This is a genomic window from Paenibacillus anaericanus (genome assembly GCF_003994475.1).
In the GTDB taxonomy this organism is placed as follows: Bacteria; Bacillota; Bacilli; order Paenibacillales; family Paenibacillaceae; genus Fontibacillus; species Fontibacillus anaericanus.
On the sequence record NZ_RZNY01000001.1, the window covers coordinates 154,715 to 177,697 of the forward strand.

Sequence of the window (22,983 nt, forward strand, 5' to 3'; positions counted from 1 at the left end):
GATAATTCAACTACCCCTTTACAGCGCCATCCGCAAGACCACGAATGAAATATTTTTGTAAGAATAAATAGAGAATAGTAACAGGTAGCATTCCAATTACACAACCTGCGGCCACCCAACTGATTTGGTTCTGAAATTGCGAAATGAACTGAGAAAGTGCGACAGGGATCGTCTGCACCGAAACTCTTTGCAAGAAGAAGATAGAGAACTGATAGTCATTCCATACATTCAAGCCGGTCAGAATAATAACGGTTGCTGTAATGGGCTTCAGCAATGGCAGAATAATACGGAAGAAAATCGCAAACTTGTTGCAACCATCGATAAGTCCAGCTTCGTCTAATTCCTTCGGTACTGAACTGATAAACCCTGTGAATAGGAAAATCGTTAATGGTAACTGGAACGTAACCTGCGTTAGAATGGCGGCCCAATACGTATTTATCCCGCCTAAGTCAACAATCATCGAATACAACGGAACTAGAATCGTTAGCGCCGGAACAATTAAGCAGGATATACAGAGTAAATAAATGAACTGATTCCACTTGGTTGGAAAACGTGATAGTGGATACGATGCGAACGCACCAATAAATACAATCAATATGACGGAACAAAACGTAATGATAAAGTTGTTCACGAGTGCCTGGCTTAAATGGGCCTGATTCCAAGCATTCGTGAAGTTATCCATGGTCATATTTGTTGGGAAAACCCACTTTGAACTCGTGTCATCCGACGGTTTCAAGGCCATACTTAGCAAAATATAGAAAGGAATTAAGTGAACGATACCCATCAAGGTTAATATGCTGTATTTTATAGTTTTCATATTACAACTTCACCTCTTTTCGCTTGAGAAGAATGAGTGAAGTAATACTTACAATCGCAATAAATAAGAACATTACATTTCCTAACGCTGCGGCATATCCAGCATCTTGACGTGCAAAGTATAAGTTATACATCATCGTGGACAAGGACGAAGAAGCATATCCTGGGCCCCCGTTAGTCATCGCTACGATTACATCGAACAGCTTCAGACCACCGATAATGTTCAAGACCACATTTACCGTAATAGCAGGCATCAGTAATGGAAGTGTTATATTTTTGAATTTTGACCACCAGTTAGCTCCATCAATAGAAGCCGCCTCATAGTAGTCCTTCGGAATGGACTGAAGCCCTGCAACGAAGATTGTCATGGCTACACCCATAAATTGGAACGTGTTTACAAATGTAATAATCCATACTGCTCTAGGACCGCTCGCCAACCAGTCGACCGGTTGTGCGCCGAATAGTGCCAAGATATCATTAACAGCTCCGCCGTCAAATTGGAAGAAGAAGTACCAAATATAACCCATAATTAACGAACTGATAATGACTGGTAAGTATACGATGGTTCTTACGAATCCTTTAGCTCGTAATTGCTGATCAAGAAATAATGCATAAGCAAGTCCTAAGACATTCTGGAGTATTGTGCTACCGAATCCGAAAATAATAGTATTGATGATCGTAGTTCCAATATTCTTATCACTTAACATAGCCCAGTATTTCTCAAAGCCTACATAGCTATATTGTTGAGAGTAACCATCCCAATTCGTGAATGAAATGCGGATACCTTCAATGAATGGATAAAAAATAAACACTGCGAAAAAAATTAATGCAGGGATGTACATAACATTTAAAATTGTCGAGGAACTCAACATTTTCCGCTTCACTTACACCAGCCCTTTCTCCTCGAACTTAAGAGAAAAGCCCAGGATCCCTTGAAAAGCTCACCTGGGCATCTGTTAAGTTGTTCAATCACATTTATTTGGTTGCACGAAGACGGTCGAATTCTTTCTTCATATTCTCGGAGTATGCTCTTGCATCAATGCCGCCTGCGAGAATGTCTTGACCATTCTTACACAACACATCCCACATTCCATTTGGCAAATAGACACGGTCGAAGAAAGGAAGTACAGGTGTTTCTTTATATTGCTCGTAGAAGGCTGTCAATTCACCCGCATCAATCGCAACGTTAGAAAGTCCAGGAGGCAATTGGTTTGATTTCGCTACGGCAGAAACGTTATCAGATTGTGCAAAGTAAGCTACGAATTTCTTTGCGGCATCGATATTTTTGGAATCTTTCGATATTCCCCAAGTTGTTTTCTCTCCGCCAGCGAATGTTGGGATATCTCCTGCTTGAATTGAAGGAATTGGCATCAGACCTGCATTTAGGTTTGGATTTATTTTTTTCGCTTCTTCAATAAAGTAAGGTCCATACACTCCGAATACTGCTTTACCTTCTGCGAATGCTTTGGCGGAATCGCTATATTTTGCTGTAAGTACGTCTTTGTTCAAATATCCATTAGTTTGTAGATCCTTGAGCATTTGAGGTAATTTATCGAACTCATTCCAATCAAACGTACCATCTAGAAACGCTTGGCTGTAATTCTGCTCTGCACTAATTAAGAGCGGTGTAGCAAAGAAGTCGAAGAATTGTCCGATTGGCCATGAATCTGCCCCACCGATATGAACCGCTACGACGTTACCATTGCTTTTAGTCTTGACTGCTTCAGCAACTGCAAGAAACTCATCGTAAGTAGTTGGAACTTCCAATCCGTATTCTTTCAGGAGGTCAATATTGTACACCGGTCCTGATTTGTCTTGGTCCATCGGAAGTACATATAGTTTGCCTGTTTCATCCGACACACTTGGCTTGATTGCTGGATCTAAGTCGTTAGCCCATGCTTCACCAGATAGGTCCAAAAGATATTCACCATAACGGTTCTTCGACCAACCGTGTGTTGCGAAAACGTCTGGCATGTCCTGCGAAGCCATTTTAACTTTCATCATGTTCTCGTAATCTTTACCTGGTGCACTGAACTCTACTTTAATGTTAGGGTTATCTACCATAAATTTGTTCGAAATATCTTGAAGCACCTTCGCTTGCTCACCTACGACGTTCGTTGATACCGTTAATGTGACATTCTCTTGTGACTTCGTTTCAGCTTTGTTTGCTGTATCATTCCCCGCCGTATTCCCACCTGCATTTTTGTTCGATCCACATGCTGTAAGCGCTGTTACAAGAAGTAGCACTAGGCATATCATCGACAACCAACTTTTTCTCATGTCTATTCCCCCTATGGATAAGATGAATGTTTCTATAAACAATATAGCAATTCGGAATGCGCTTACATATGCCCCGAAACTACGATCTATAAGACGATTTCTACACATCTATTCGATATGGATAAACTAGGCTATGATAATTCATATCGCTACATTAACACGAATATATAGCAAAGGCGGAGGTTTCAAGGTGCGTCATCATCTATATACATTTCGTTTTAAACTTACCAGTCTCTTTGTCATGACCATTGTTATTCCTGTGTTATTAATTGGTTTCGTCATTCCTTATTACTATCAGACAATGATTACGAAAGAGAAACAAGTTTTAACGGAAGGTACGTTGAAGGCGATGGCGCGAAACATTGAGACTTATCTAGATGACCTAGAACGTATTACGATGATGCCTTTTTGGAATGAAAACATTATGTATGCGTTGAAGTTAAAAGCGAATAAACAATACGAAAACTCAGACGATTATACCAAGTTGATCGCTGATCGTGCATTAAATGAGACCCTACCCATCATGTTACAAAATACGAGAAAAGATATTCTTGGTACGCTTCTCATTTCGAATGATGGTACTGTATATGTTACGGACTCGAAAGAGGAGATGACAGGACCCATTCCTGGATTTCCATATCAAAATCAATTCTGGTACAAGCAAGCGGTCGAAGCAGACGGGAATGTTGCCTTTATTAGTGCGCATAAGCGAGACTATTTAATGTTCTCCGAACAGCAGCAGGTATTCTCAGTTGCTAGACTCATTAAGGATCCGGATTCAAGGCAACCCCTTGCGGTCATTATGGCCGAGGCGGATAACAATATATTGAACAAAATGGTAAGGGATATTTCTTTTGATGTCAGTTCCATCGTCGTTATTCAAGATGATAATAATCAGTTATTGTACTCTAGCAAGCCCATTCCGACAGAGGCCTTGAGTGACATCGGAGGGTCAAGCGGGGTTACCAATGTAAGCGGGAAGGACTATGCTAAAGTAACAGAGAGCATACCCCAAGCTGAATGGAAAATAACCGTATTACTATCTGCTGAAGAGTCTGCTTCTAAGGTTCGTTGGCTGTATACAGTCGCCTTTCTATTCCTGAGTATCGGCCTCATCGTCACTTTTGTGTTGTTCCTATATTTATCACGAAATATCATAAATCCATTCAAGCAAATGATTCAAGTCATGCGCAAAGTGCAGCGTGGTAATCTAGATGCTCGGTTCAACGCAAAGGGCCGAGATGAGATAGCTCAACTCGGTGTAGCATTGAATCAAATGATATCTCAACTTAATGAAATAATCATTCGTGAGTATCGTACCGATCTTGCCAAGCGAGATGCAGAGTATCGCGCACTACAGTCGCAAATCCATCCTCATTTCCTATATAACATTCTTAATGGTTGGATCGGATTGAATCGTGCGGGTGAAAAGGCTACCTTGGAGAAAGCGATTCTTGCCCTTAGCGGCATGTTGCGATACTCATTAGAGTATAATGATTGGTCTAGCATTGAAGAGGAATTTCTGTTTATGCAACGTTACGGTGAATTGCAGCAGCTACGCTTTGATGATCGATTAACGATCACACAGTCTTATCAGTCTGAGCTTAAATCATTTCGTATTCCGAAACTGCTGCTGCAGCCTTTATTAGAGAATGCAATAATTCACGGTTGCGAACCGGCGAATCATCCTTGTATGGTGAATATTCGCACTGAAATGATCGATGACAACGGTACTCCTGCTGTACAAATCAAAATTACAGATAATGGAGTGGGATTTATTCCAGAACGGAAATTGCCTCACAGTTCCAATAGCGTTGGGCTCCAAAATGTCCGTGAACGGTTGATAATCGCTTATGGTAAAGACAACGCACGTTTTGAAATTCAGAGTATTGTTAATGTAGGAACGGAATCCAGAATTACAATTGTTTGGGATTCATCTTTTGATGAAGTTCAGAAGGATAACAATCAAATTGCTCCAGAAATAACCTCGTAAAATGACGGGTACTATAGTAGCCGACTTGTTCGGCTACTTCCTGCACCTTAAGTCCAGGTTTCGTCAAAAACAACTCTTTCGCTTTAACCATCCGAATATGGGTTAAATACTTCATAAATTTCTTACCTGTTTTCTTATGAAACAATGAACTTAAATAATTTGGAGTTACATCCATGTCATGCGCGATCTGTCCTATTCCAATGTCATTCATATAATTTGAATTTACATAATTTAATACTCGTTGAATTAAATCATTCTGTGATAGTTCAGTTTGGGCTTTCTCAGCCAAGCGACTTTCTTGTACACTCTGTAACGACTTGACCCACAGATGAATTTGCCCACCGGTCTCAAGCTCGCACCCTAGAGATGTACATAGGAATACACGTAGGTTCTGCACAGCATGTTGGTCGTACTGGTTCAGTGATTGTATCTTTTGTACAAGCTGTGTCAATTCATTTTCATATTGAAAATAGTCTTGCATATGCGCTAGTTTGCATAACTTATCGACTTGTTCACTGATGATCATATAATTTGGCTTTTCGGCTAATGAAACAACTTCATGCTCCAGCCAAAGTCTACCAGGAGGTAATAGACGGCGTAATGAAAAGAGACCTGCAAGTTTATTTATGCCTTCCTCTAAATCAAACAAATCCATTTCGCGATCACACTGAAACCCAGTCACAATGCATGAACTGGTTTGAAATTGCTGAATTTGTTGAGTGAGTATTTGTTGGATAAGTGGGAGTTGGAGCTTCATCCGCTGTTCAGCAGATTTGCGCCACCCTATAACTTGTGCTAGATCACCATTCGGAAGTGTAACGAAAGAGATTGCATTCTCTAACATTGCGAATTGTATTTGCTCACTATAAGCCTCTTTTAAATTAACAATCCATTGGAAACGGAGTTTCGTCTGTTCCTGCTCTGTTAAATAGCTATCGATATTGAACAACGTAATTGAGAAACGATAGTCTTGCAAATGATACGTTGTTTCAATTTCTTCAACAGATCGGGTGCGATGAAATAGTGAATTTACAGCGGTTTCAAAATGATTCGCCATTTGATTTACATTCGCTTCAAGTGCAAGCAGCACCTTGGACAGACTCGCTTCGAGTTCCTCTGGACTGACAGGCTTCAGCAAATAATCAAACGCCTGAAGACGAAGTGCATTCCTTGCATAGTTAAAATCTGAAAAACCAGTTAACACGATCCACTGTGTATGAGGAGATAATCCCTTACCTTGCTCCATTGCTTCTAATCCGTTTAGTCCCGGCATTCGAATATCAACAAAAACTAGGTCTGGATGATGTCCTTCCACATATTGTAATAGCTCAGTTCCATCTTTGGCCTCAGCTACAATCTGTATATTAAGTGACATATCTTCAATCATACTTCGAAGTGTTAACCTTATTAAGCGTTCATCGTCAGCTATAATGACTCTCAACATAGATGCCTCCTTAACAATACAAACATAATGAAATGTTTCGAGATAAGCATATGTATTCTATCTTCACACGTCAATCTAATAAGTAAATATATACACTTGTGAATCTTTTTTGCTATGATCTCGTATAGACAGTAAGGACTGTTTATTTTTGTAAATCGATATACAAGTTAAAGGGGGATGAAATGGTTGAAAAATGTATTCACGATCTTTGTATCACCGGTAGAGACGTTTCAAAGAGTTAAAGAAAGCAAGGCAGCTTGGATTATACCTTTGGCAGTGACTATGTTGCTCTCAATAGTTACAGTTTTCCTACAACTGTCGTTAATGGAGAAAGATATAGTCGATAAGTTGCTAGAACAGCAGACAGATCCAGCAACAATGGATGCAGTCATAAGAATATCACAAATTTCTGGCATAATCATGGCGTTTCTCATGTCGGCAGCAGGTATTTTCCTCATGGGGCTCCTGCTCCTGCTTCTGAACCTAGTGGTGCGCGGATCAGCGAAATATATGCAGTTAGTCACGGTTGCAGCTTTCGCCGCATTGCCAACATCTATAAACGGTTTGTTAACTTCACTGATGTTAAAATTCACAGATGCGCAATCTCTAAACGATGTTTCGCTTAGTTTAGGTGCTTTCGTATCGGATAAGGCGAGCTTGATGTATCGTGTCTTGTCTTTTATTAATCCCTTTGGTATTTGGGGAATCATTATGTACGTGGTTGGAGCCGCAATTATGATGGGACGTCCACGTAAGGTGGTTGGAAAGTGGATTATTGGTGCATGGCTGATTATTTCGGTGGGTTCTTTGCTAATTTTATAAATTAAGTTACATAGGATAGGTGATGGAATGCTAAAGAAAAAGTGGGTATGGGGTGTAATTGTAGCACTTATTATTATCATACTAGCAGTAGTTAACATTACGAGTTTGAACAAAGCAACCGAAGTTACTTCTGTGAAAGTGACGGAGGGCACCATTATTGAGCAAATTTATACGAACGGTAAGTTGGAGGCAAAGAAGACGACGGAGATTTATTCGCCGGTAAGTGGTGTAGTGGAATCTGTGAGCGTCAAGCTTGGAGATGTGGTGAAAAAAGGTCAGAGTCTACTGACACTTAGCATGGATGAGATTACGGACCAGCTCGCAAAGGAAAAGATTAATTTGGAGTTGGCAGAAGCAGAGCGTCTCAGCGCCAAGAAGCAACACTTTGATAAGTTTAAAAATTCCATAATTGATGATCCAAGCATGGAAATGGAGGATCTTGACTTAACGCAGTTTGATTTACGGATTAAGAGTAGTAAGTTAACCATTGCTTCACTAGAGAAAAGGCTGAATAACAGTTCGGTTAACGCAGCAGAAGACGGGGTTGTAACCCATATCTCCGTAAATAAAGGTCAACTGATTACGGAAGGAAGTGGGATCGTTACTGTATCCGATCTGTCTTCCTACAACGTTAAGGCCTATTTGAATGAGTTGGATGCAGGAAAAGTTTCAATGGGTATGAGTGCAGTTGTTACGGGTGAGTCCATTACTGGAACCTATAATGGACAAGTAAGTTATTTGGCTAAGATGGCTGAGTTAATCGATCCTGCATCTAAAGATGCAACAGTAGAAATGACTGTGGAGCTAGGAGAGAGCTCACCTGAACTACGGCCAGGTTATAATGTAACGATTGAAATGGTTATTCCTGATAAATTGCGTTTACTCGTTCCAATGGAGGCAATTCAGTATACCGGAGATCAGCCCTTCGTATTTAAGGTGCATGAAGGAAGGGCTGTTAAAACGGTAGTAACGACGGGTAAGGAGAGTGAGGATCAAATTGAGATACTCACTGGTGTGGGCATTGGCGAGGAAATTGCCGTGGAAGGCGCGGAATTGCTCCGTGACGGAGACAAGGTGAAACTTCGATGATTACCTTATCTGACATCACGAAAGTGTACAAGAATGGTCCACTTGAAGTTCAGGCCCTTATGCCGTTTAACGTCAAGATTGAAAAGGGAGAATTCGTGGCGATCATGGGTTCTTCGGGTTCAGGCAAGTCAACGCTTATGAATATTATTGGCTGTCTGGATGTGCCGACCGCGGGTCGGTATGTACTGGATGGAGAAGAGGTTCATACTTTAGATGAGGACCAATTGTCCAGAGTTCGGAATCGTAAGATAGGCTTCGTTTTCCAAAGTTTTAATCTACTAGGGCGTCAAACTGTGCTGCAAAATGTGACGCTTCCGATGATGTATGCAGGGATTTCACGAGAGAAGCGAAATGAACGTGCAATTGAACTACTAGAGCGGGTTGGGCTTGAAGACCGGGTGAAGCATCGTCCTACTGAGCTATCAGGTGGTCAGAAGCAACGGGTAGCAATTGCCCGTGCACTTACAATGAATGCACCTATTCTGCTTGCTGATGAACCAACGGGGAATTTAGATACGAAATCATCGAATGATATCATGAGGCTCTTCAAAGAGATTCATCAAGAGGGAACGACGATTGTCCTGGTGACTCATGAGCCTGATATTGCTGAACATGCGGAACGTATCTTATTATTCGGCGATGGAGCATTGCTTAAGGATACACGCAAAGAAAGTGTGCGATCATGAGTATTTGGGAGAGCATATGGGTAGCTTTGGACAATCTGCGGATGAACAAACTCCGATCCTTCTTAACGATGATTGGTATCGTATTTGGTGTGGCAGCGGTTGTGACCGTTGTCTCTATCGGGCAGGCAGGCCAATCTTCCATCATTTCGATGGTGTCAAATTATAATGATGGTTATTTCGTTGTATATCCCAATTACTCAGAGAGCGAGACGGTGGATACAAGCTTCCGGTTCCGAGATTTAACGGAAGCGCGGAAGCTCAAAGGCGTACGTTATGTTTCTGCATCACTCAATTATTCAATGACAACGAAGCTTAAGAAAGACTCACTTCGGGTAAACATTACGGCTACGACATCCGATATGCATAAGATGCAGAAAATTGATATGGTTGAAGGCCGGTTCTTTAATTCTCAGGAGGAGCGGGCGCGGCAGAAGGTCATTGTAGTTGATTCGAAATATGCAGAAAAGGCCTTTGGCTCTACTAAAGGGGCGAGCGGTCGGAAGATCGTTTTTTCTGGAGGCACCTTTCGGATTATCGGCGTGTATAAAGTCCAGGGAAATATCCTTAGTGGGATGGAGGGAGAGCAGTATTCGGCTTTTGCCCCGATCACCGCGATGCCCACAGGGAATAATGGTGAGAGTGAGCAACTAGGAGTAATAGAAGTGTTATCCACCTCTCAAGACAATATCCAAGAGACGATCAAGACGGTTAAGGCTTGGCTTGCAGATAAGAACAATGTTGAACCCAAGGCATATTTGACGCAAACGGGAAAAGAAGCAGAACAAATGGTATCGAGTACGTTCTCTATTCTGCAAACCGTTATTGGTTCCATTGCTGGTATTTCTCTGCTAGTCGGTGGGATCGGTGTTATGAATATTATGCTTGTGTCCGTCACTGAACGGACGCGAGAGATCGGGATCCGTAAAGCAATTGGTGCAACGCCGGGAACGATCATGCTACAGTTTATGATTGAGGCCGTGACCCTATCCTTTATCGGTGGGACAATAGGTGCTTTATTGGGATTGCTTCTAGCCTATATTTTCGCTCTCATATCGGGTTGGCCATTTGTCGTTTCCATGTGGGCCATTTTACTGGCGTTTGGTTTCTCAGCAGCCGTTGGTATCTTCTTCGGATTGTATCCGGCGAACAAGGCTTCCAAGCTCCATCCGATCGAATCGCTACGTTATGAATAATTTATCCAAACAACCCGAAACCACAGCGTCTGCTGTGAGCTTCGGGTTGTTTGTTTTATATTAGGTTAAGGATGGGTTAAGGCTGGGGGTGACCTGTCTCGTTTGGTGCTACTAAGCTGTCACGGATGAAGGAAATGCTAGCTTGGATAGCTTCTTCAAGCTGTGGGGTGGTTCCTTGAAATGGATGTACGGTATTAAAAGTATGATTACCCCCATCGATTTGAGCCCAGGCGATATCAGGTCTCAGTTCAACTAGTTTGCTAGATCCTTCTCGGAAACGCACCTCGTCTTTGGTGCCTTGAATCAGTACAATAGGGAAGCTAACCTTAGTTAGTCTCTCTAGAATGTCATACCGTTCTTTGTGATGTTCCAAATCATCGAGAATCGCGACATCAAGTGGCATTTGTTGACCTGTACGTCCATTCTGGGCGAAACTGCGTCCGTTCTTGCGCATTTCATCTTTTTGCTGGGCAGTGAATAGGTCGAGGTCAGTGATACCATTCCAGGAAATGACGCCGGATACGGTGTCGGGGTGATCAAGGGTATGAACAAGGCAGACGGCAGCTCCCCGACTATGTCCGAGCAGATATAGTGGTAAATTCCGCAGAACTTCTTCTTTGAGCAAATAATCAATTAAGGCATTCAGATCAGAAAGCTCTCGCTGGTATGTATTCAGGGCGAATTTCTCTAGTTCCGTGAATTCAAGTGGATCCTCTCCAATTCCGTTATGAGAAAAGTTGAACGTAATCACTTCATTAGTTTGGCTTAATTGATCTGCAACATAGGGGAACATCCCCCAGTCCTTAAATCCTTTATACCCGTGGGCAATAATGATCAGACCTACTGGTGCGCTTTGTGCCGGAAATCGGGTACAGTGTAAAATGACACCTTCTTCTAACGGGATATTGAAATCACTCGCCATCATCATTCTCCCTTCCTTGATGGGTTTATTATCCAATAATTATACCATAGAAGACACGGTAGACTCGCTTCAAGACAGCTTCCCTGTTAAAATGATATTGTTGTGGCTTTATCTTTGTAAAATGCAAGATCAGGAAGAGAGGAATCGTCTTGATTTATGGAATTGGACACGATGTGGTTGATATAGAACGGGTTCAAGCAATGTTAAAGGGAAGAATCGGTGAAAAGCTGATGCACCGAGTGCTGACCCCCGCAGAGTTAGAGTTGCCCGGAAGGTTGGCGCGTCCGGCGGAGTTTCTATCAGGTCGCTTTGCTGCTAAGGAAGCACTGAGTAAGGCATTTGGTTGTGGAATTGGTGAAGTATTAGGATTTAAGGACATGGAAGTTCTACCCGACGTTAAGGGGAAGCCATTCGTTTCTTTGTCATCTGAGGCTTGGACAAGATTGCAGTTACGAGGACCTGAGGAATATAATATACATCTTAGTATTACACATGAACGGCATATGGCATCTGCGTTTGTCGTTGTAGAGCAATTGAAATAAAGGAGATTACAATGCAAGAAATTATAGATAGTAAGGCTTATTTTAGTAGGGAATTGTTAGTTTGGTATGACCGATCGAAGCGTGACTTGCCTTGGCGCAGACACCGTGATCCTTATTATATTTGGGTATCAGAGATTATGCTGCAACAGACCAGAGTCGATACGGTGATTCCGTATTTCCATCGCTTTATTGAGCGGTTTCCAAGTATTGCTGATCTAGCGGAAGCGCCGGAAGAGGATGTGCTTAAATGCTGGGAAGGACTTGGTTATTACTCTCGTGCCCGTAATCTACAGACAGCGGCACAGCAAGTCATGGAAAGACATGGCGGAGTTGTTCCGAATGACAAAGAAGCGGTGTCTGCACTAAAGGGTGTTGGTCCCTATACAACTGGAGCTATTCTAAGTATTGCCTATAACCAGCCGGAACCTGCGGTCGATGGTAATGTGATGCGTGTGTTGTCGCGATATTTTCTGATTGAGGAAGATATAATGAAAGCCCGTACTCGTATCATGATTGAAGAACTGGCAGCAGGATTGATTCCACAAGGCCGAGCTTCTGATTTCAATCAGGCCTTAATGGAACTGGGTGCACTAGTATGTACACCGAAATCCCCAAGCTGCCTGACTTGTCCTGTGATGGAGCATTGCGCAGCACGATTAGAAGGTGTTGTGGATGAGTTGCCGGTGAAGAGTAAGGCGAAGCCGCCACGTCCGGAATATCGATTCGTTGCCCTTGTAGAGGGGAGTGGACGTAACGAAGGACGCGTTCTGATCCGTCGCCGTGCAGACAAGGGGCTACTCGCACGAATGTGGGAATTGCCTCACATGTTGGCTAATGTATCTCCTTTAGAAGGTGCCGGGCTACTGGATGCGCCTGCAATGGATCAACTGGTGGGGGAACTTGCTGAAGTTGGCATAGACGTAAAGCCTGAGGGTGCTTATATGGACGCCGAGCATACGTTTAGTCATATCCACTGGAATCTGCGCGTATTTCGTTTTGGTGATGTAGCAGAGCGAATAAATAATGTAGCTGAATCCGGTACGGGATATGAATTCGGTGGGGATGAAGCGACTCTTGGTGGAAGGGAAGGCGATTCTGGCGAATATCGTTGGATCAATCAGCAAGATATGGCCAGTCTCGCCTTTCCGAAGGTGTTTCTTACAATATTGAACCGTTATTTTGAGTTAAATTAAGGATTACCAACCTGTGCGATTATCAATTTTCTTTAAGTCATTATCCGTCCACTTACCATAGACGAAAAATGATAGATTTGTAATTTCCGGGAAGTTAGCTCGAATGCCCTGATGAACATTATGGTATTGTGCATTTGTCCAATCCGTATCTAGTGTCGCGATAATTTCTGTGCTACCGATCTTTTGTTTGGTTTGACTTAGAATACCGGTTTCATCATAGACCCAGCTTGGTGGAAACTCCCAATCATCGAAGTAAGCCATTGGTGAGATGAAGTCCATGTGTGGTATAAATTTAGCGATGTCTTGACCACATTCAATAAATTCCGGCGGTAAAATATAAGCACCGAAGAATAGACCCGGTGTGATGCTATTCAGATCATTGCGCACATCCTGCACGTATTCACCAAGCTTTGTTGTTCTCCATTCGTTCCACTCTGTACGCTTAGCATTATCCATCCCAAAGTTAATAGTAATCGGATCATAGCCGTATTGTGATTGATATTGTTGTCTTGTGTAGTTACCCATATCCATATTGTAATCGTCGAAACGAATCCAATCGAGTACGATACCATCGATATCATATTTTGTAGCGATTTCTTTAATAATGGACCGTTCATAGGCTTGAACATCAGGATGGAGCGGATTTACAAAATACTCGTTTCCGTTTGAGCCTGTAAAAGGAACAACCTGACCGTTAACCAGTGCTTTCATTTGCCAATCGCTGTTCATATCAAATGCAGCTTTGTCATGGAACTGCGGAATCCAAGCTCGCACCTGAATTCCACGGTCATGGGCTTCTTTTATTACATCCTTAACGGCATCAAAGTTGGCATAACCTGCGGCGATTGGAGCAATTGTACTTGGATAAAAAACGTACCCTGAAGGAACGGCATCATCCTCATCTTCTTTAACATTTAAATTAATGACTGAGACGTTACGCTTCTTGGCATTGTTCATAAACTTAACAACATCGTTATGATTCTTAAAGTTGTCGACCGTGCGAACAATGACTTCCGTGACAAAGGGACCGGTCTGTGCGTAACTGTTGTTGACGGGCAAGAATACCATGGAGATGATTAGCATGGAAGCGATCAGGAAGATAAATTTCCGTTTCATTAAATGATCCACCTTTCATAAATGATTGTATTCTGATGCCATTGTAAGTTTATATCCTGATCCAAACAATGTACCTATACAACGATTTATGTTCTCTAGGAATGAATATAGTAAGGAATGGTGAGCTTAGCGGTAGTTCCAATGCCAAGTCGACTATGCAGTGAAACGCCAAAGGCCTCACCAAATTGCAGTTTAATACGTTGATCGACATTGCGTATACCATATCCTATTTTAATTCCTTTTTTGTTAAATATCTGATCGATCGTTTCTATGTTCATTCCCATTCCATCGTCAATTATTTTAAAGGTGATTCCACTCGGCTCTGCAGTAGCAACAATGCGAATATGAATTCGATCAGCATACCAAGCATGCTCCAGTATATTTTCCACAAAAGGCTGTAAAATTAGCTTTACTGTATCATATTTGAGCACTTCTTCATCGATATCATAACTAAAATTCATACGTGATTCGTATTGAATTTTTTTAATATCTATATAAGCCTGCACCTGCTGAAGCTCTTTTTCAATAGAGATGATTGTTAATCCATCATTAAGACTGAGTCGGTAAAATTTAGCTAGTCCACTGACCATTTCGCGATGCTTTTCTGTCTCCCCAAATTGCGCCAGTCGGTTAATAGAAGAGAGCGTGTTATATAAAAAATGTGGATTGATTTGAGCTTGTAGTGATTCCAGTTCAGCTTCTTTTTTCTGAAGATTGGATAGGTAGACATCTTGAATGAGTTGGTTCATATTCTCTCCCATATCATTTAGTGCGGAAGCGATTTGATTAAATTCATCATGCCCCTTATAACGAAGCCGCTTATGAAAATCCCCCTCTTGGAATGAGCTCAACACAGATACAATTTTAGTAACTCGTTTGGAAAAATAAGCTGACAAAAAAACACCCGCGATTGAGAAGACAACGATGCTAATTATGCAAAGTAACAGGGTTACTATTTTTACATTGAACAGTTCTTTTTTTAATTCGTGATTTGGTATATTGGCGACGAGAGTCCAATTGAGGCTGGGAATCGGCTGTTTAATTTGTAAAAAATCTTGATTATCTAAGGAGTGAATGTGCTCGGCAGTTATGTTCGGATCATCAGAAGAGATGTAAATAACCTCATGAAGCTCATTCTCAATATATAATGTGCTCCCTTTGCGAATTTTCTGGTAATCTACGCTTTGTAGAATATCAGATATTTTAACGGTAATCTTTATGAAACCGATCATTTTGGGATCGGTAGGCTCAAAGGCATCCATCAGTCTGCGAAGCAAGGAGATGTTCTGAAATTGCTTATCGCTCTCTATTTGGCTCCATTGCGTAGTGAGACCATATTCCTCCTTGGGGAGACTTGTGTACCATTCTTTGTCGACAATCCTTTGTAGGTGATACATTTCATAGAAGGGTCCTTTTCTTAAGGGATCCATACCATCATAAAGAAAGAATACTTCAGGAATTGTATCGTTCTTGATGTAAACGGAAAGTGCGATATTATGCTTAGTTGAATGGATTGTACTCTGCAGACTGGGAAGTAAGTAGCTCTTCGTCGTCTCGTAGCTGTAATAGCCATCATCATATCGCCGTAAATAGTCAGCTAGCGTTCGATCATAATACAACCGGTCTGTCAGACGCATAATATCTTCCGTTTTATAGTTAATGTTGTCTTGAATCTGCTGTAGGGTACCGTGAATATTAGCGCTGGTTTGTTCTGTGATCGAATGCACTGATGTGTTATAGGCAAATATTCCAACGAAAACTACCGGTAAAACGAGCAGAAAGATATAAGAAATCATGAGCTTGTAACCAAATGAAAAATATCGTTTCTCACGCTTCATACATCGCGTCTCCTTCAACCTCTTTAGCTTTGTTTCCGGTAATCTCCGGGGGTCACCCCGAAGTGGTCTTTAAACTGCCTGCTGAAATTGGTTTGATTTTTGTATCCGACCCGTGCGCCAATTTCATAAATTTTATATTGATGATCCTGAAGCAGACAACGCGCCTTTTCCATCCGGCGTTCCACTACATAATCACTGAAGTTAATGCCAGTTCCCTGTTTGAATAGAACTCCAAAATGATTAGGGGAGAAGGAAAAGTAATTGCTGACATCGCGTAATACGATATTCTCGTGTAGGTGCTCCTCGACATAGATAACGATGGATTCGATGAGTCGGTTATTCTTTTTTTGCTTCTTAAGATGTAAAAGTTCAGAAATCTCAAATACTTTTTTGCATAGCCAGGTTTTAATATCATCTATCGTTTCAAATTTAAAAATAATATGGAGATCTTCAAGCTGCATGCCGGGCATTTGAAATAAATCTTCATTTACATTTGCCAGATACGCATCAAGCTTAGAAATAATTTGAATGGAAAAATTGTATACGGTCACCTTAGATTTCATACTACGAATCAGGGTGAATAGATGCTCTAATTCATCGTGAATTTGGACCAGGTGATAATTAGACATCTCAACAAAGAGAGCGTCCAGCGCCATTTCCCAATGCTGGACTTCTTTTACATGTTTGATCTCCATATCTCCATAGCGGATAACTATGCTTTTACCTATAAGCATTTTGAGATCAAGTGCCTGCAAGGCTTGCTGATAAGAGGCTTGCACCTGCTCAAACGAGGAGAATGCATTTCCTAGACCAATGGTAATCGTAATAGGAAGTGTTGTTGCGATATCTCGTATTAAATCATTAAGCAGTTGGGTATGTTGGTGATTACTCTCAACTATCATGGCGAATTGATGTGCAGACAGTTTGCATAAGGTATAAATGTCGTGCTGTCTACAGTGTTGGTCGATCACTTGATAAACTCTATTTACGATATCCTTAGCTTCATGTTCTTTATAGGTATTAAGCTTCCAAGCCAGATCATCTATAGCAATATAGGCAACAGCTAGCTCACACTTGGATAGCTTAATTCCATATTGTTCTGTCAGCATAATTGCATTTGTGTTCCAATCTAGTTGACCTTCATAGAGTTGAAGTAGTAGATCATTCTTAATGGCGGGAAGCGTTTTGTGGTAGGCGTTCTCTAGCATTGAACGCTGAGTCTCTTGGTCGAGTTGGGCCTTTACCTTATAAAGTGCTTGTATAATTTCCTCATCATCTATCGGTTTTAGTACATAGCTCTGTGCGTTAAGCTGCATAGCTTGTTGGGCATATTGAAAATCTTCGTATCCGCTTATAAAAATAATCTTTAGTTGTGGATTCAACAATAGTGCCTCGCGTGACATTTCGAGACCTGACATGATGGGCATACGAATATCAGTAATTAGGATATGTATAATATTTGTCTTCATATATTCAAGTGCTGCTAAACCATTGTTTACGACCGCTGCAACATTCATCTGAAGTTCTTCCCAAGGGATAAACCTCTCCAGTCCTCGTAAATCCAAGATCTCATCATCCGCCAGCATGACATTGTACATGCTAATCCTCCTGATATTAATTTTTTTGATAGCGCCAACATTCATATTACATCACATTACTCTTCGTACTGGCAATGAACACAAATTAAGATCATTGCAGAAGTCTATAAATCGTTGCATGCATTAGTTTTTTTAAATTTGCAGCTAATTTACTATAGGCTATATCGAATTAATATCAGTCAACGGAGGAAGTGTTGAAATGAAGAAAGACAGCATAACTGCTGCAATGCCCCTTAAAGATGGCAGGAAAAAGTTCCGAGTCAGATACATGGAGCAAATTGACTTGCAGCTTATGGTGATACCCGCATTGGTGCTCATTTTTATCTTCGCTTACTTACCTATGTATGGAGTGTTAATGTCATTCCAAGACTACGACATATTTGGAGGCTTTTTTCATAGCCCGTGGGTAGGTTTTAAGCATTTTAAAATGTTCTTTGATTCTCCTGATTTTTGGAACGTCATGCGTAACACAATAGTGATCAGCTTTTTACGATTGCTAATTGGTTTTCCTGCACCGATTATTTTGGCTCTTATTTTGAATGAAGTGGCACATATACGTTTCAAAAGAATAGTTCAGACAATCAGTTACTTACCACACTTTCTCTCATGGGTTATTGTGTCGGGTTTAGCTATGTCGATTCTAGCTACGGAAAATGGAAGTTTAAATATGTTGCTAGAGAATTTTAATCTAATTAATGAACCGATCAACTTTCTTTCGATTCCGAATTATTTCTGGGGAATTTTAATCTCAACAGGAGTATGGAAGGAAATAGGCTTCTCAGCGATTGTCTATATCGCAGCAATAGCAGGTATCAATCCTGAAGTGTATGAAGCAGCATCAATCGATGGTGCCACCCGGTTGAAGAAAATTATGTACATTACTATTCCAGGAATCGCGGGTGTCATTATTATTTTCATGATATTAGCTGTCGGTGATATTTTGAGTGCTGGTTTTGAAGACATTCTATTATTAGCGAAAAATCCCGTACTTCAAGATGTGTCGGACGTAATTGACACGTATGTTTATCGCGTAGGTATTAAAAATTCGCGATTCTCCTATGCTGCAGCAGTTGGATTGTATAAGTCTATTATAAGTGTTGCTCTGCTGACGATTGCGAATGCGATTGCTCGTAAGTTAGGCCGAAGTCTCTGGTAAATCGATCACTTTATGTTACATAAATTATTTGAAATGCAGGTGAAGTTCTATGAGGACAATTAATTCTGATCGAATTTTTATGATCTCAATTTATGTGTTTTTAATTGTTATGTCTTTTGTGATGTTGTATCCATTTTGGAATTCGGTCGTTATTTCCTTTAACGCAGGTTCAGATACGTCGCTTGGGGGAATTACGTTTTGGCCCAGAGAGTTTACATTAGAGAACTATAAAGTTGTCTTTCAAGATAAACGAATGATGAGTGGGTTTGTTATTTCTATCTTACGAACGGTAATAGGTACTGCGATATCGATTACTTGTACCGCGATCTTCGCCTATGGCATGTCCAAAAAACAGTTGATTGGCCGTAAATATTTTATGATTATGTGTATTATTACCATGTACTTCAGCGGAGGACTAATACCAGCTTATCTGATCAATCGTGAGTTGGGACTGATGGATAGCTTTTGGGTCATGGTTATTCCGAACATTATCAGTGTCTGGAATATGATCATATTTCGTACCTTTTTTATAGAATTACCGGAAGGCCTTGAAGAATCAGCAAAAATTGATGGTTGTGGCAATTGGAGAACCTTCTTCAGTATTGTGGTTCCTATTTCTGGTCCGGTCATTGCCACGCTCTCGTTATTTGCGGCGGTATGGCATTGGAACGACTGGTTTACAGCAAGTATATATATTACATCGGAGCATTTGATGCCCATTCAAACTTTGCTACAGCAAATATTGAGCTCCAACATTATGTCAGAGCAGATGATGCAGACGAACGCCGCGGCTCAAGGTCATATGGCCAGCATGCAAAGTGTTACAACAAAATCACTGACGATGTCGACGATGCTTGTTGCGACGGTCCCAATCTTGTTGGTCTATCCTTTCTTGCAAAAGTATTTTACAAAAGGTGTAATGATCGGTTCGATCAAGGAATGAGTTTGCAAATTTAGTGAGGGGTATCAAAGCTAAGCTAGGCTTTTATATACTATATTTATAATGGGGGAATGAATGTGAAAATTAGAAAAAAATCAATGTTTCTTTTCCTTGCTCTTATGTTAAGTATGAGTGTTCTGTTCGCAGCTTGTGGTAAGGGGGGAGAGGTATCCAATCAGAATAAAACAGTGAACCAAGGAACTGCAGGAAATTTTGTTCTAGGGGAAACACCGTTAAAGTTCTCCTTCTATGGTAATTATGATTGGTACACGATGAATCCGTGGGGTCAAGATCCAGCAACAAAGTGGATTCAAGAAAATAAGAAAGTAACGGTCGAACCGATTCAATCAGGTGGGACAGCACTGCAGAAATTTAACACCATGATTGCTTCGGGGAAATTACCAGATGTGATATGGGGAGATCGTGGGACAGATGTAGAGAAGCTTAGAAAGGCAGGTAAGCTTGTACCGCTGGACGCCTATTTAGATAAATATCCTAATTTGAAAAAGTGGGCTGGAGATAAGACGCTTAATATGCTGCGTTCTGAGGATGGAAAGCTGTATCAGTTTCCTAACTGGTATACAAAACGGCCAATGGGTAATGGTGGATATGCTATAAATAATAAGATTTATAAGGATCTAGGGTCGCCAAAGTTGGAAACTTTCGATGATTTATATAGTTATTTAAAATTAGTCAAAGAGAAGCATCCAGAAGTGGTTCCATTTGAAGTGGGCATTTCCGGACAAGGAATTGATTTCTTATATGCGGGAATGTCAGAAGATCGAACGGTTGGTCATTTGATGAATCGTGCGGTTCCTGATGGAAACGTGTTGAAATCTTTGTTCAGTGACCCGGTATATAGGGAGGCAATGGTATTTGCCAACAAATTGTTTAAAGAAAAGTTAATTACTCAGGATGCGATTACGCAGACGCGGGACCAGGTGAAGGAGAAAATTAATAAGGGTATGGTTGCTATTTACGGTGACTTTACTACTACCGTTATGGGGACAGAAGCGAATAGTATGTTAAAAGCTAAGGACCCGGAAGCTGGTTATACCATGATCTGGCCACTTCATAAAGAAGGTGTTGATCCTAATAAGGTTTGGGTCAATGAGTTTGATTCCCTTGGCTGGAATGTGAGTGTGATTACAACTGCGGCCAAAAATCCCGAAGGTATATTCGCTTATTTAGATTGGTTGACAGGGGAAGAAGGAGAACGGATTATTTTTTGGGGACCAGAAGGAACCTATTGGCAGGGAACGAGTGATACGGGTGCACCATTATACACAGAAAAATATGCTAACGATGTTGAAGAACGAACTAAATTGATGGCGATTTGGGATACATTCCAGTGGGCAGGTAATACGACGTTTATCGATGAATCCAAATCAGTCAATGAAATGAATCTACCTGAAGATAAGCGGGATTGGGCTACGGTGTCGCAAACCAATGTTGGGTGGAAAACTTCTTTTGATGCGACGGAATTTGGGAACATTAATCCACTACCAGATTCAGCAGAAGGAATAATAATGCAACAAATAGCTGATATTGCAGATCAGGTTCGGGCTAAGGCACTGTTTGCCAAAGATGAGCAAGAAGTTATAGCCCTCCTAGATAAGGCAGAACAGGATGCTCAAAATGCTGGTTATGAGAAGCTTTTGAAGTTTCAAACACAAAAATGGCAAGAAAACTTGAAAAAAATTAATGAAAAATAAATTGAATTTGAAGATAAAGCTATACTTAGCGGATCATTGCATAGAAGAGAAGGACGGCATATGCCGTCCTCAGCTTGTCGAGAAACCCAGTCATTTTCATGACATCGGGTTTCTCTTTTTATTTTGGCAGATATAAAATCGGGAAACTAGGNTTTGTGTTAAGCGTTTGTGGACTGGAAATCAAAAAGTCTTAAATTAAGTCTTGATAAAGAAAGTTGAGAACTCGCTTGAAGCCCTAAGCCCTATCTAAGATAGGGCTTCAGCTTGTCGAGAAATCCAGTCATTTTCATGACATCGGGTTTCTCTTTTTATTTTGGCAGATATAAAATCGGGAAACTAGGAGTTTAAACCCGGTACTCTAGGCGATCCAGGTGGATCGCCATCTTCTTCATATTCTGTACGGCTGCCGTCATCAGTGCTTGTTCTCTGACGTTTGGTAGCCCTCGCAAACGGCAATAGCGAAACCCATGGAGCTCTTTAGCATCCGCGAAGCTTCGCTCTATCGTTTCTTTTCGTTTACGGTATAACTGTTTGCCGGACTTGCTGAGCCGGTTATTCCGTACCCAGTCCTTGCTGTCTTCCCAAACATGTCGGGTTACCACCTTCCGGTGGTTTCGGGATTGCGTACATTGGTCCAGCAAGGGACAGTTCTTGCAATGCTCTGGATCGGACGCGTACTGCCGATAACCCTTGCGATCTGTGGTTCGGTAACCCAATTCATGGCTTGCAGGGCAGACGTAAATATTTCGCTCTGCATCAAACGTGAATTTCCATTTCGGAAACAAACCTTGCTTCGGATGAAATCTTCGGTGAGCAATTACCGCGAAAATATTTCTGCTTTGTAAACCTCGACAAATTGGCGTAGTTAAATAACCTGAATCTAATGCAACAGCTTCGACCTCAAATTTAAAACGTTCTCGCTGACGGTCCAAACGCGATAAATAGGGAACAGAATCATGGACATTTCCCGGTGTGACATGCACGTCCGTAATAAAATTGTACTTTGTATCCACCGTGCGGTGGTCCAGATAAAAGAAGCCCTCTGGTTTGCCATCCCGAATCATATATCCGCTGTCCGGATCCGTCTTGCTTACTTTAATTTCTTTGTCCTCAGTCACTTCCTCTCTAGGTTTTAGGGCTTTTTTCCGTGCTCTTTCCGGTCTTCTGCAACGGCGGCGTTTAGCTCGTCCACGTAATCTTTGGTATTTTGCAGCACTTGCTGTTTCGTGTACTGGTGTTTATTCGCATTTGCTTTCACGTGGGTAGAGTCACTCACCAGAACACGTCCGCCAACCATCCGGTGGGAAATGCCCTGCAAGACAATCTCATCGAAAATATCCTGAAAAATGTTCGTACCTTTAAACCGAGTTCGCCGATTCCAGCTAATAGTTGTATGGTCGGGCACTTTATCTGTTAATCCGAGGCCTAGAAACCATCGGTAAGCTAAATTGGTCTGAATTTCACGTTCTAATTGGCGTTCGGAACGAATGCCATAAAAGTATCCGAGAAATATCATCTTAAACAAAACAACAGGGTCAATCGCGGGTCGTCCATTATCCGCACAGTACAAGGGCCGAACTTTTTCATTGATAAAGGAAAAGTCGATATGTTTATCTACTTTGCGCAGCAAATGATCTTGC

Annotated in this window: 19 protein-coding genes; 10 read left to right on the top strand and 9 right to left on the bottom strand. The window is 41.4% G+C overall.

Going from position 1 to position 22,983, the window contains the following annotated elements:
• Positions 1-10 precede the first annotated feature (10 nt).
• The 3 genes from EJP82_RS00715 to EJP82_RS00725 form a co-directional block, all read right to left on the bottom strand.
• Complete coding sequence (locus EJP82_RS00715; protein ID WP_127190100.1) at positions 11-817, bottom strand: carbohydrate ABC transporter permease; 807 nt, start codon at positions 815-817, stop codon at positions 11-13.
• A 1-nt stretch (position 818) separates the two neighbouring features.
• Positions 819-1,688: a carbohydrate ABC transporter permease gene (locus EJP82_RS00720; RefSeq protein WP_127190375.1), complete on the bottom strand. Its 870-nt coding sequence runs from the start codon at positions 1,686-1,688 to the stop codon at positions 819-821.
• Positions 1,689-1,791: 103 nt separating this feature from the next.
• Complete coding sequence (locus EJP82_RS00725; protein ID WP_170220089.1) at positions 1,792-3,096, bottom strand: ABC transporter substrate-binding protein; 1,305 nt, start codon at positions 3,094-3,096, stop codon at positions 1,792-1,794.
• Between the two features lie 190 nt (positions 3,097-3,286).
• Between EJP82_RS00725 and EJP82_RS00730 the strand changes: the two genes are divergently transcribed.
• Positions 3,287-5,089 carry a cache domain-containing sensor histidine kinase gene (locus tag EJP82_RS00730; RefSeq protein WP_170220090.1) on the top strand — a complete coding sequence of 601 codons (1,803 nt, stop codon included), beginning with the start codon at positions 3,287-3,289 and terminating at the stop codon, positions 5,087-5,089.
• Here EJP82_RS00730 and EJP82_RS00735 read toward each other — a convergent pair.
• Positions 5,013-6,533, bottom strand: coding sequence for a response regulator (locus tag EJP82_RS00735; RefSeq protein ID WP_127190103.1), 1,521 nt, complete (start codon positions 6,531-6,533; stop codon positions 5,013-5,015). The two genes, EJP82_RS00730 and EJP82_RS00735, sit on opposite strands and share 77 nt — an antisense overlap.
• A 177-nt stretch (positions 6,534-6,710) precedes the next feature.
• On the opposite strand from EJP82_RS00735, the gene EJP82_RS00740 reads away from it, so the two are divergent.
• The 4 genes from EJP82_RS00740 to EJP82_RS00755 are packed head-to-tail and all read left to right on the top strand — an operon-like array spanning position 6,711 to position 10,323.
• Positions 6,711-7,355, top strand: coding sequence for a YIP1 family protein (locus EJP82_RS00740; RefSeq protein WP_127190104.1), 645 nt, complete (start codon positions 6,711-6,713; stop codon positions 7,353-7,355).
• A gap of 27 nt (positions 7,356-7,382) precedes the next feature.
• Positions 7,383-8,444, top strand: coding sequence for an efflux RND transporter periplasmic adaptor subunit (locus tag EJP82_RS00745; RefSeq protein ID WP_127190105.1), 1,062 nt, complete (start codon positions 7,383-7,385; stop codon positions 8,442-8,444).
• Positions 8,441-9,130 (top strand): ABC transporter ATP-binding protein, encoded by a 690-nt coding sequence (locus EJP82_RS00750; protein WP_127190106.1) that lies wholly within the window; start codon positions 8,441-8,443, stop codon positions 9,128-9,130. The genes EJP82_RS00745 and EJP82_RS00750 overlap by 4 nt, the downstream gene beginning before the upstream one ends.
• On the top strand, positions 9,127-10,323 hold the full coding sequence (locus EJP82_RS00755) for an ABC transporter permease (protein ID WP_127190107.1): 1,197 nt from the start codon (positions 9,127-9,129) through the stop codon (positions 10,321-10,323). The genes EJP82_RS00750 and EJP82_RS00755 overlap by 4 nt, the downstream gene beginning before the upstream one ends.
• Positions 10,324-10,399: 76 nt before the next feature.
• On the opposite strand, the gene EJP82_RS00760 is transcribed toward EJP82_RS00755, so the two are convergent.
• Positions 10,400-11,245, bottom strand: coding sequence for an alpha/beta hydrolase family protein (locus tag EJP82_RS00760; protein ID WP_127190376.1), 846 nt, complete (start codon positions 11,243-11,245; stop codon positions 10,400-10,402).
• 149 nt (positions 11,246-11,394) lie between these two features.
• Between EJP82_RS00760 and acpS the strand changes: the two genes are divergently transcribed.
• Together acpS and mutY are read left to right on the top strand one after the other, a co-directional pair.
• Positions 11,395-11,787, top strand: a complete 393-nt coding sequence (gene acpS / locus EJP82_RS00765; RefSeq protein ID WP_127190108.1) for a holo-ACP synthase — start codon at positions 11,395-11,397, stop codon at positions 11,785-11,787.
• Between the two features lie 11 nt (positions 11,788-11,798).
• Positions 11,799-12,980, top strand: coding sequence for an A/G-specific adenine glycosylase (gene mutY, locus EJP82_RS00770; protein ID WP_127190109.1), 1,182 nt, complete (start codon positions 11,799-11,801; stop codon positions 12,978-12,980).
• Positions 12,981-12,983: 3 nt separating this feature from the next.
• Here mutY and EJP82_RS00775 read toward each other — a convergent pair whose 3' ends face one another.
• From EJP82_RS00775 to EJP82_RS00785, 3 genes are all read right to left on the bottom strand, one after another.
• Positions 12,984-14,096: a family 10 glycosylhydrolase gene (locus tag EJP82_RS00775; RefSeq protein ID WP_127190110.1), complete on the bottom strand. Its 1,113-nt coding sequence runs from the start codon at positions 14,094-14,096 to the stop codon at positions 12,984-12,986.
• 95 nt (positions 14,097-14,191) lie between these two features.
• Positions 14,192-15,934 carry a sensor histidine kinase gene (locus EJP82_RS00780; protein ID WP_127190111.1) on the bottom strand — a complete coding sequence of 581 codons (1,743 nt, stop codon included), beginning with the start codon at positions 15,932-15,934 and terminating at the stop codon, positions 14,192-14,194.
• Between the two features lie 23 nt (positions 15,935-15,957).
• Positions 15,958-17,532, bottom strand: coding sequence for a response regulator (locus EJP82_RS00785; protein WP_170220091.1), 1,575 nt, complete (start codon positions 17,530-17,532; stop codon positions 15,958-15,960).
• 199 nt (positions 17,533-17,731) lie between these two features.
• On the opposite strand from EJP82_RS00785, the gene EJP82_RS00790 reads away from it, so the two are divergent.
• From EJP82_RS00790 to EJP82_RS00800, 3 genes are all read left to right on the top strand, one after another.
• The gene (locus EJP82_RS00790; protein WP_370877686.1) at positions 17,732-18,688 is read left to right on the top strand and encodes an ABC transporter permease; all 957 of its coding nucleotides are present in this window, start codon (positions 17,732-17,734) and stop codon (positions 18,686-18,688) included.
• A gap of 49 nt (positions 18,689-18,737) precedes the next feature.
• Entirely contained in the window at positions 18,738-19,631 is an 894-nt protein-coding gene (locus tag EJP82_RS00795; RefSeq protein WP_127190113.1) for a carbohydrate ABC transporter permease, read from the top strand.
• Positions 19,632-19,705: 74 nt separating this feature from the next.
• Positions 19,706-21,343: an extracellular solute-binding protein gene (locus tag EJP82_RS00800; protein WP_425464310.1), complete on the top strand. Its 1,638-nt coding sequence runs from the start codon at positions 19,706-19,708 to the stop codon at positions 21,341-21,343.
• Between the two features lie 344 nt (positions 21,344-21,687).
• Here the strand turns inward: EJP82_RS00800 and EJP82_RS00805 are convergent.
• Positions 21,688-22,983 (bottom strand): IS1182 family transposase gene (locus tag EJP82_RS00805; RefSeq protein WP_127190379.1). Its coding sequence is split into 2 segments (ribosomal slippage), with 1,297 coding nucleotides annotated over them: positions 21,688-22,481 and positions 22,481-22,983; the frame shifts between segments, so codons are not numbered across the junction. This gene is flagged as partial in the annotation.

Bases quoted from the DNA above. Each gene is read 5' to 3' on its own strand.
- EJP82_RS00735 (WP_127190103.1), bottom strand. From the start codon at position 6,533: ATGTTGAGAGTCATTATAGCTGACGATGAACGCTTAATAAGGTTAACA.
- EJP82_RS00745 (WP_127190105.1), top strand. From the start codon at position 7,383: ATGCTAAAGAAAAAGTGGGTATGGGGTGTAATTGTAGCACTTATTATT.
- EJP82_RS00755 (WP_127190107.1), top strand. From the start codon at position 9,127: ATGAGTATTTGGGAGAGCATATGGGTAGCTTTGGACAATCTGCGGATG.
- mutY (WP_127190109.1), top strand. From the start codon at position 11,799: ATGCAAGAAATTATAGATAGTAAGGCTTATTTTAGTAGGGAATTGTTA.
- EJP82_RS00720 (WP_127190375.1), bottom strand. From the start codon at position 1,688: ATGTTGAGTTCCTCGACAATTTTAAATGTTATGTACATCCCTGCATTA.
- EJP82_RS00795 (WP_127190113.1), top strand. From the start codon at position 18,738: ATGAGGACAATTAATTCTGATCGAATTTTTATGATCTCAATTTATGTG.
- EJP82_RS00750 (WP_127190106.1), top strand. From the start codon at position 8,441: ATGATTACCTTATCTGACATCACGAAAGTGTACAAGAATGGTCCACTT.
- EJP82_RS00785 (WP_170220091.1), bottom strand. From the start codon at position 17,532: ATGTACAATGTCATGCTGGCGGATGATGAGATCTTGGATTTACGAGGA.
- EJP82_RS00725 (WP_170220089.1), bottom strand. From the start codon at position 3,096: ATGAGAAAAAGTTGGTTGTCGATGATATGCCTAGTGCTACTTCTTGTA.
- EJP82_RS00790 (WP_370877686.1), top strand. From the start codon at position 17,732: ATGAAGAAAGACAGCATAACTGCTGCAATGCCCCTTAAAGATGGCAGG.
- EJP82_RS00780 (WP_127190111.1), bottom strand. From the start codon at position 15,934: ATGAAGCGTGAGAAACGATATTTTTCATTTGGTTACAAGCTCATGATT.
- EJP82_RS00760 (WP_127190376.1), bottom strand. From the start codon at position 11,245: ATGGCGAGTGATTTCAATATCCCGTTAGAAGAAGGTGTCATTTTACAC.
- EJP82_RS00740 (WP_127190104.1), top strand. From the start codon at position 6,711: ATGAAATGGTTGAAAAATGTATTCACGATCTTTGTATCACCGGTAGAG.
- EJP82_RS00715 (WP_127190100.1), bottom strand. From the start codon at position 817: ATGAAAACTATAAAATACAGCATATTAACCTTGATGGGTATCGTTCAC.
- EJP82_RS00775 (WP_127190110.1), bottom strand. From the start codon at position 14,096: ATGAAACGGAAATTTATCTTCCTGATCGCTTCCATGCTAATCATCTCC.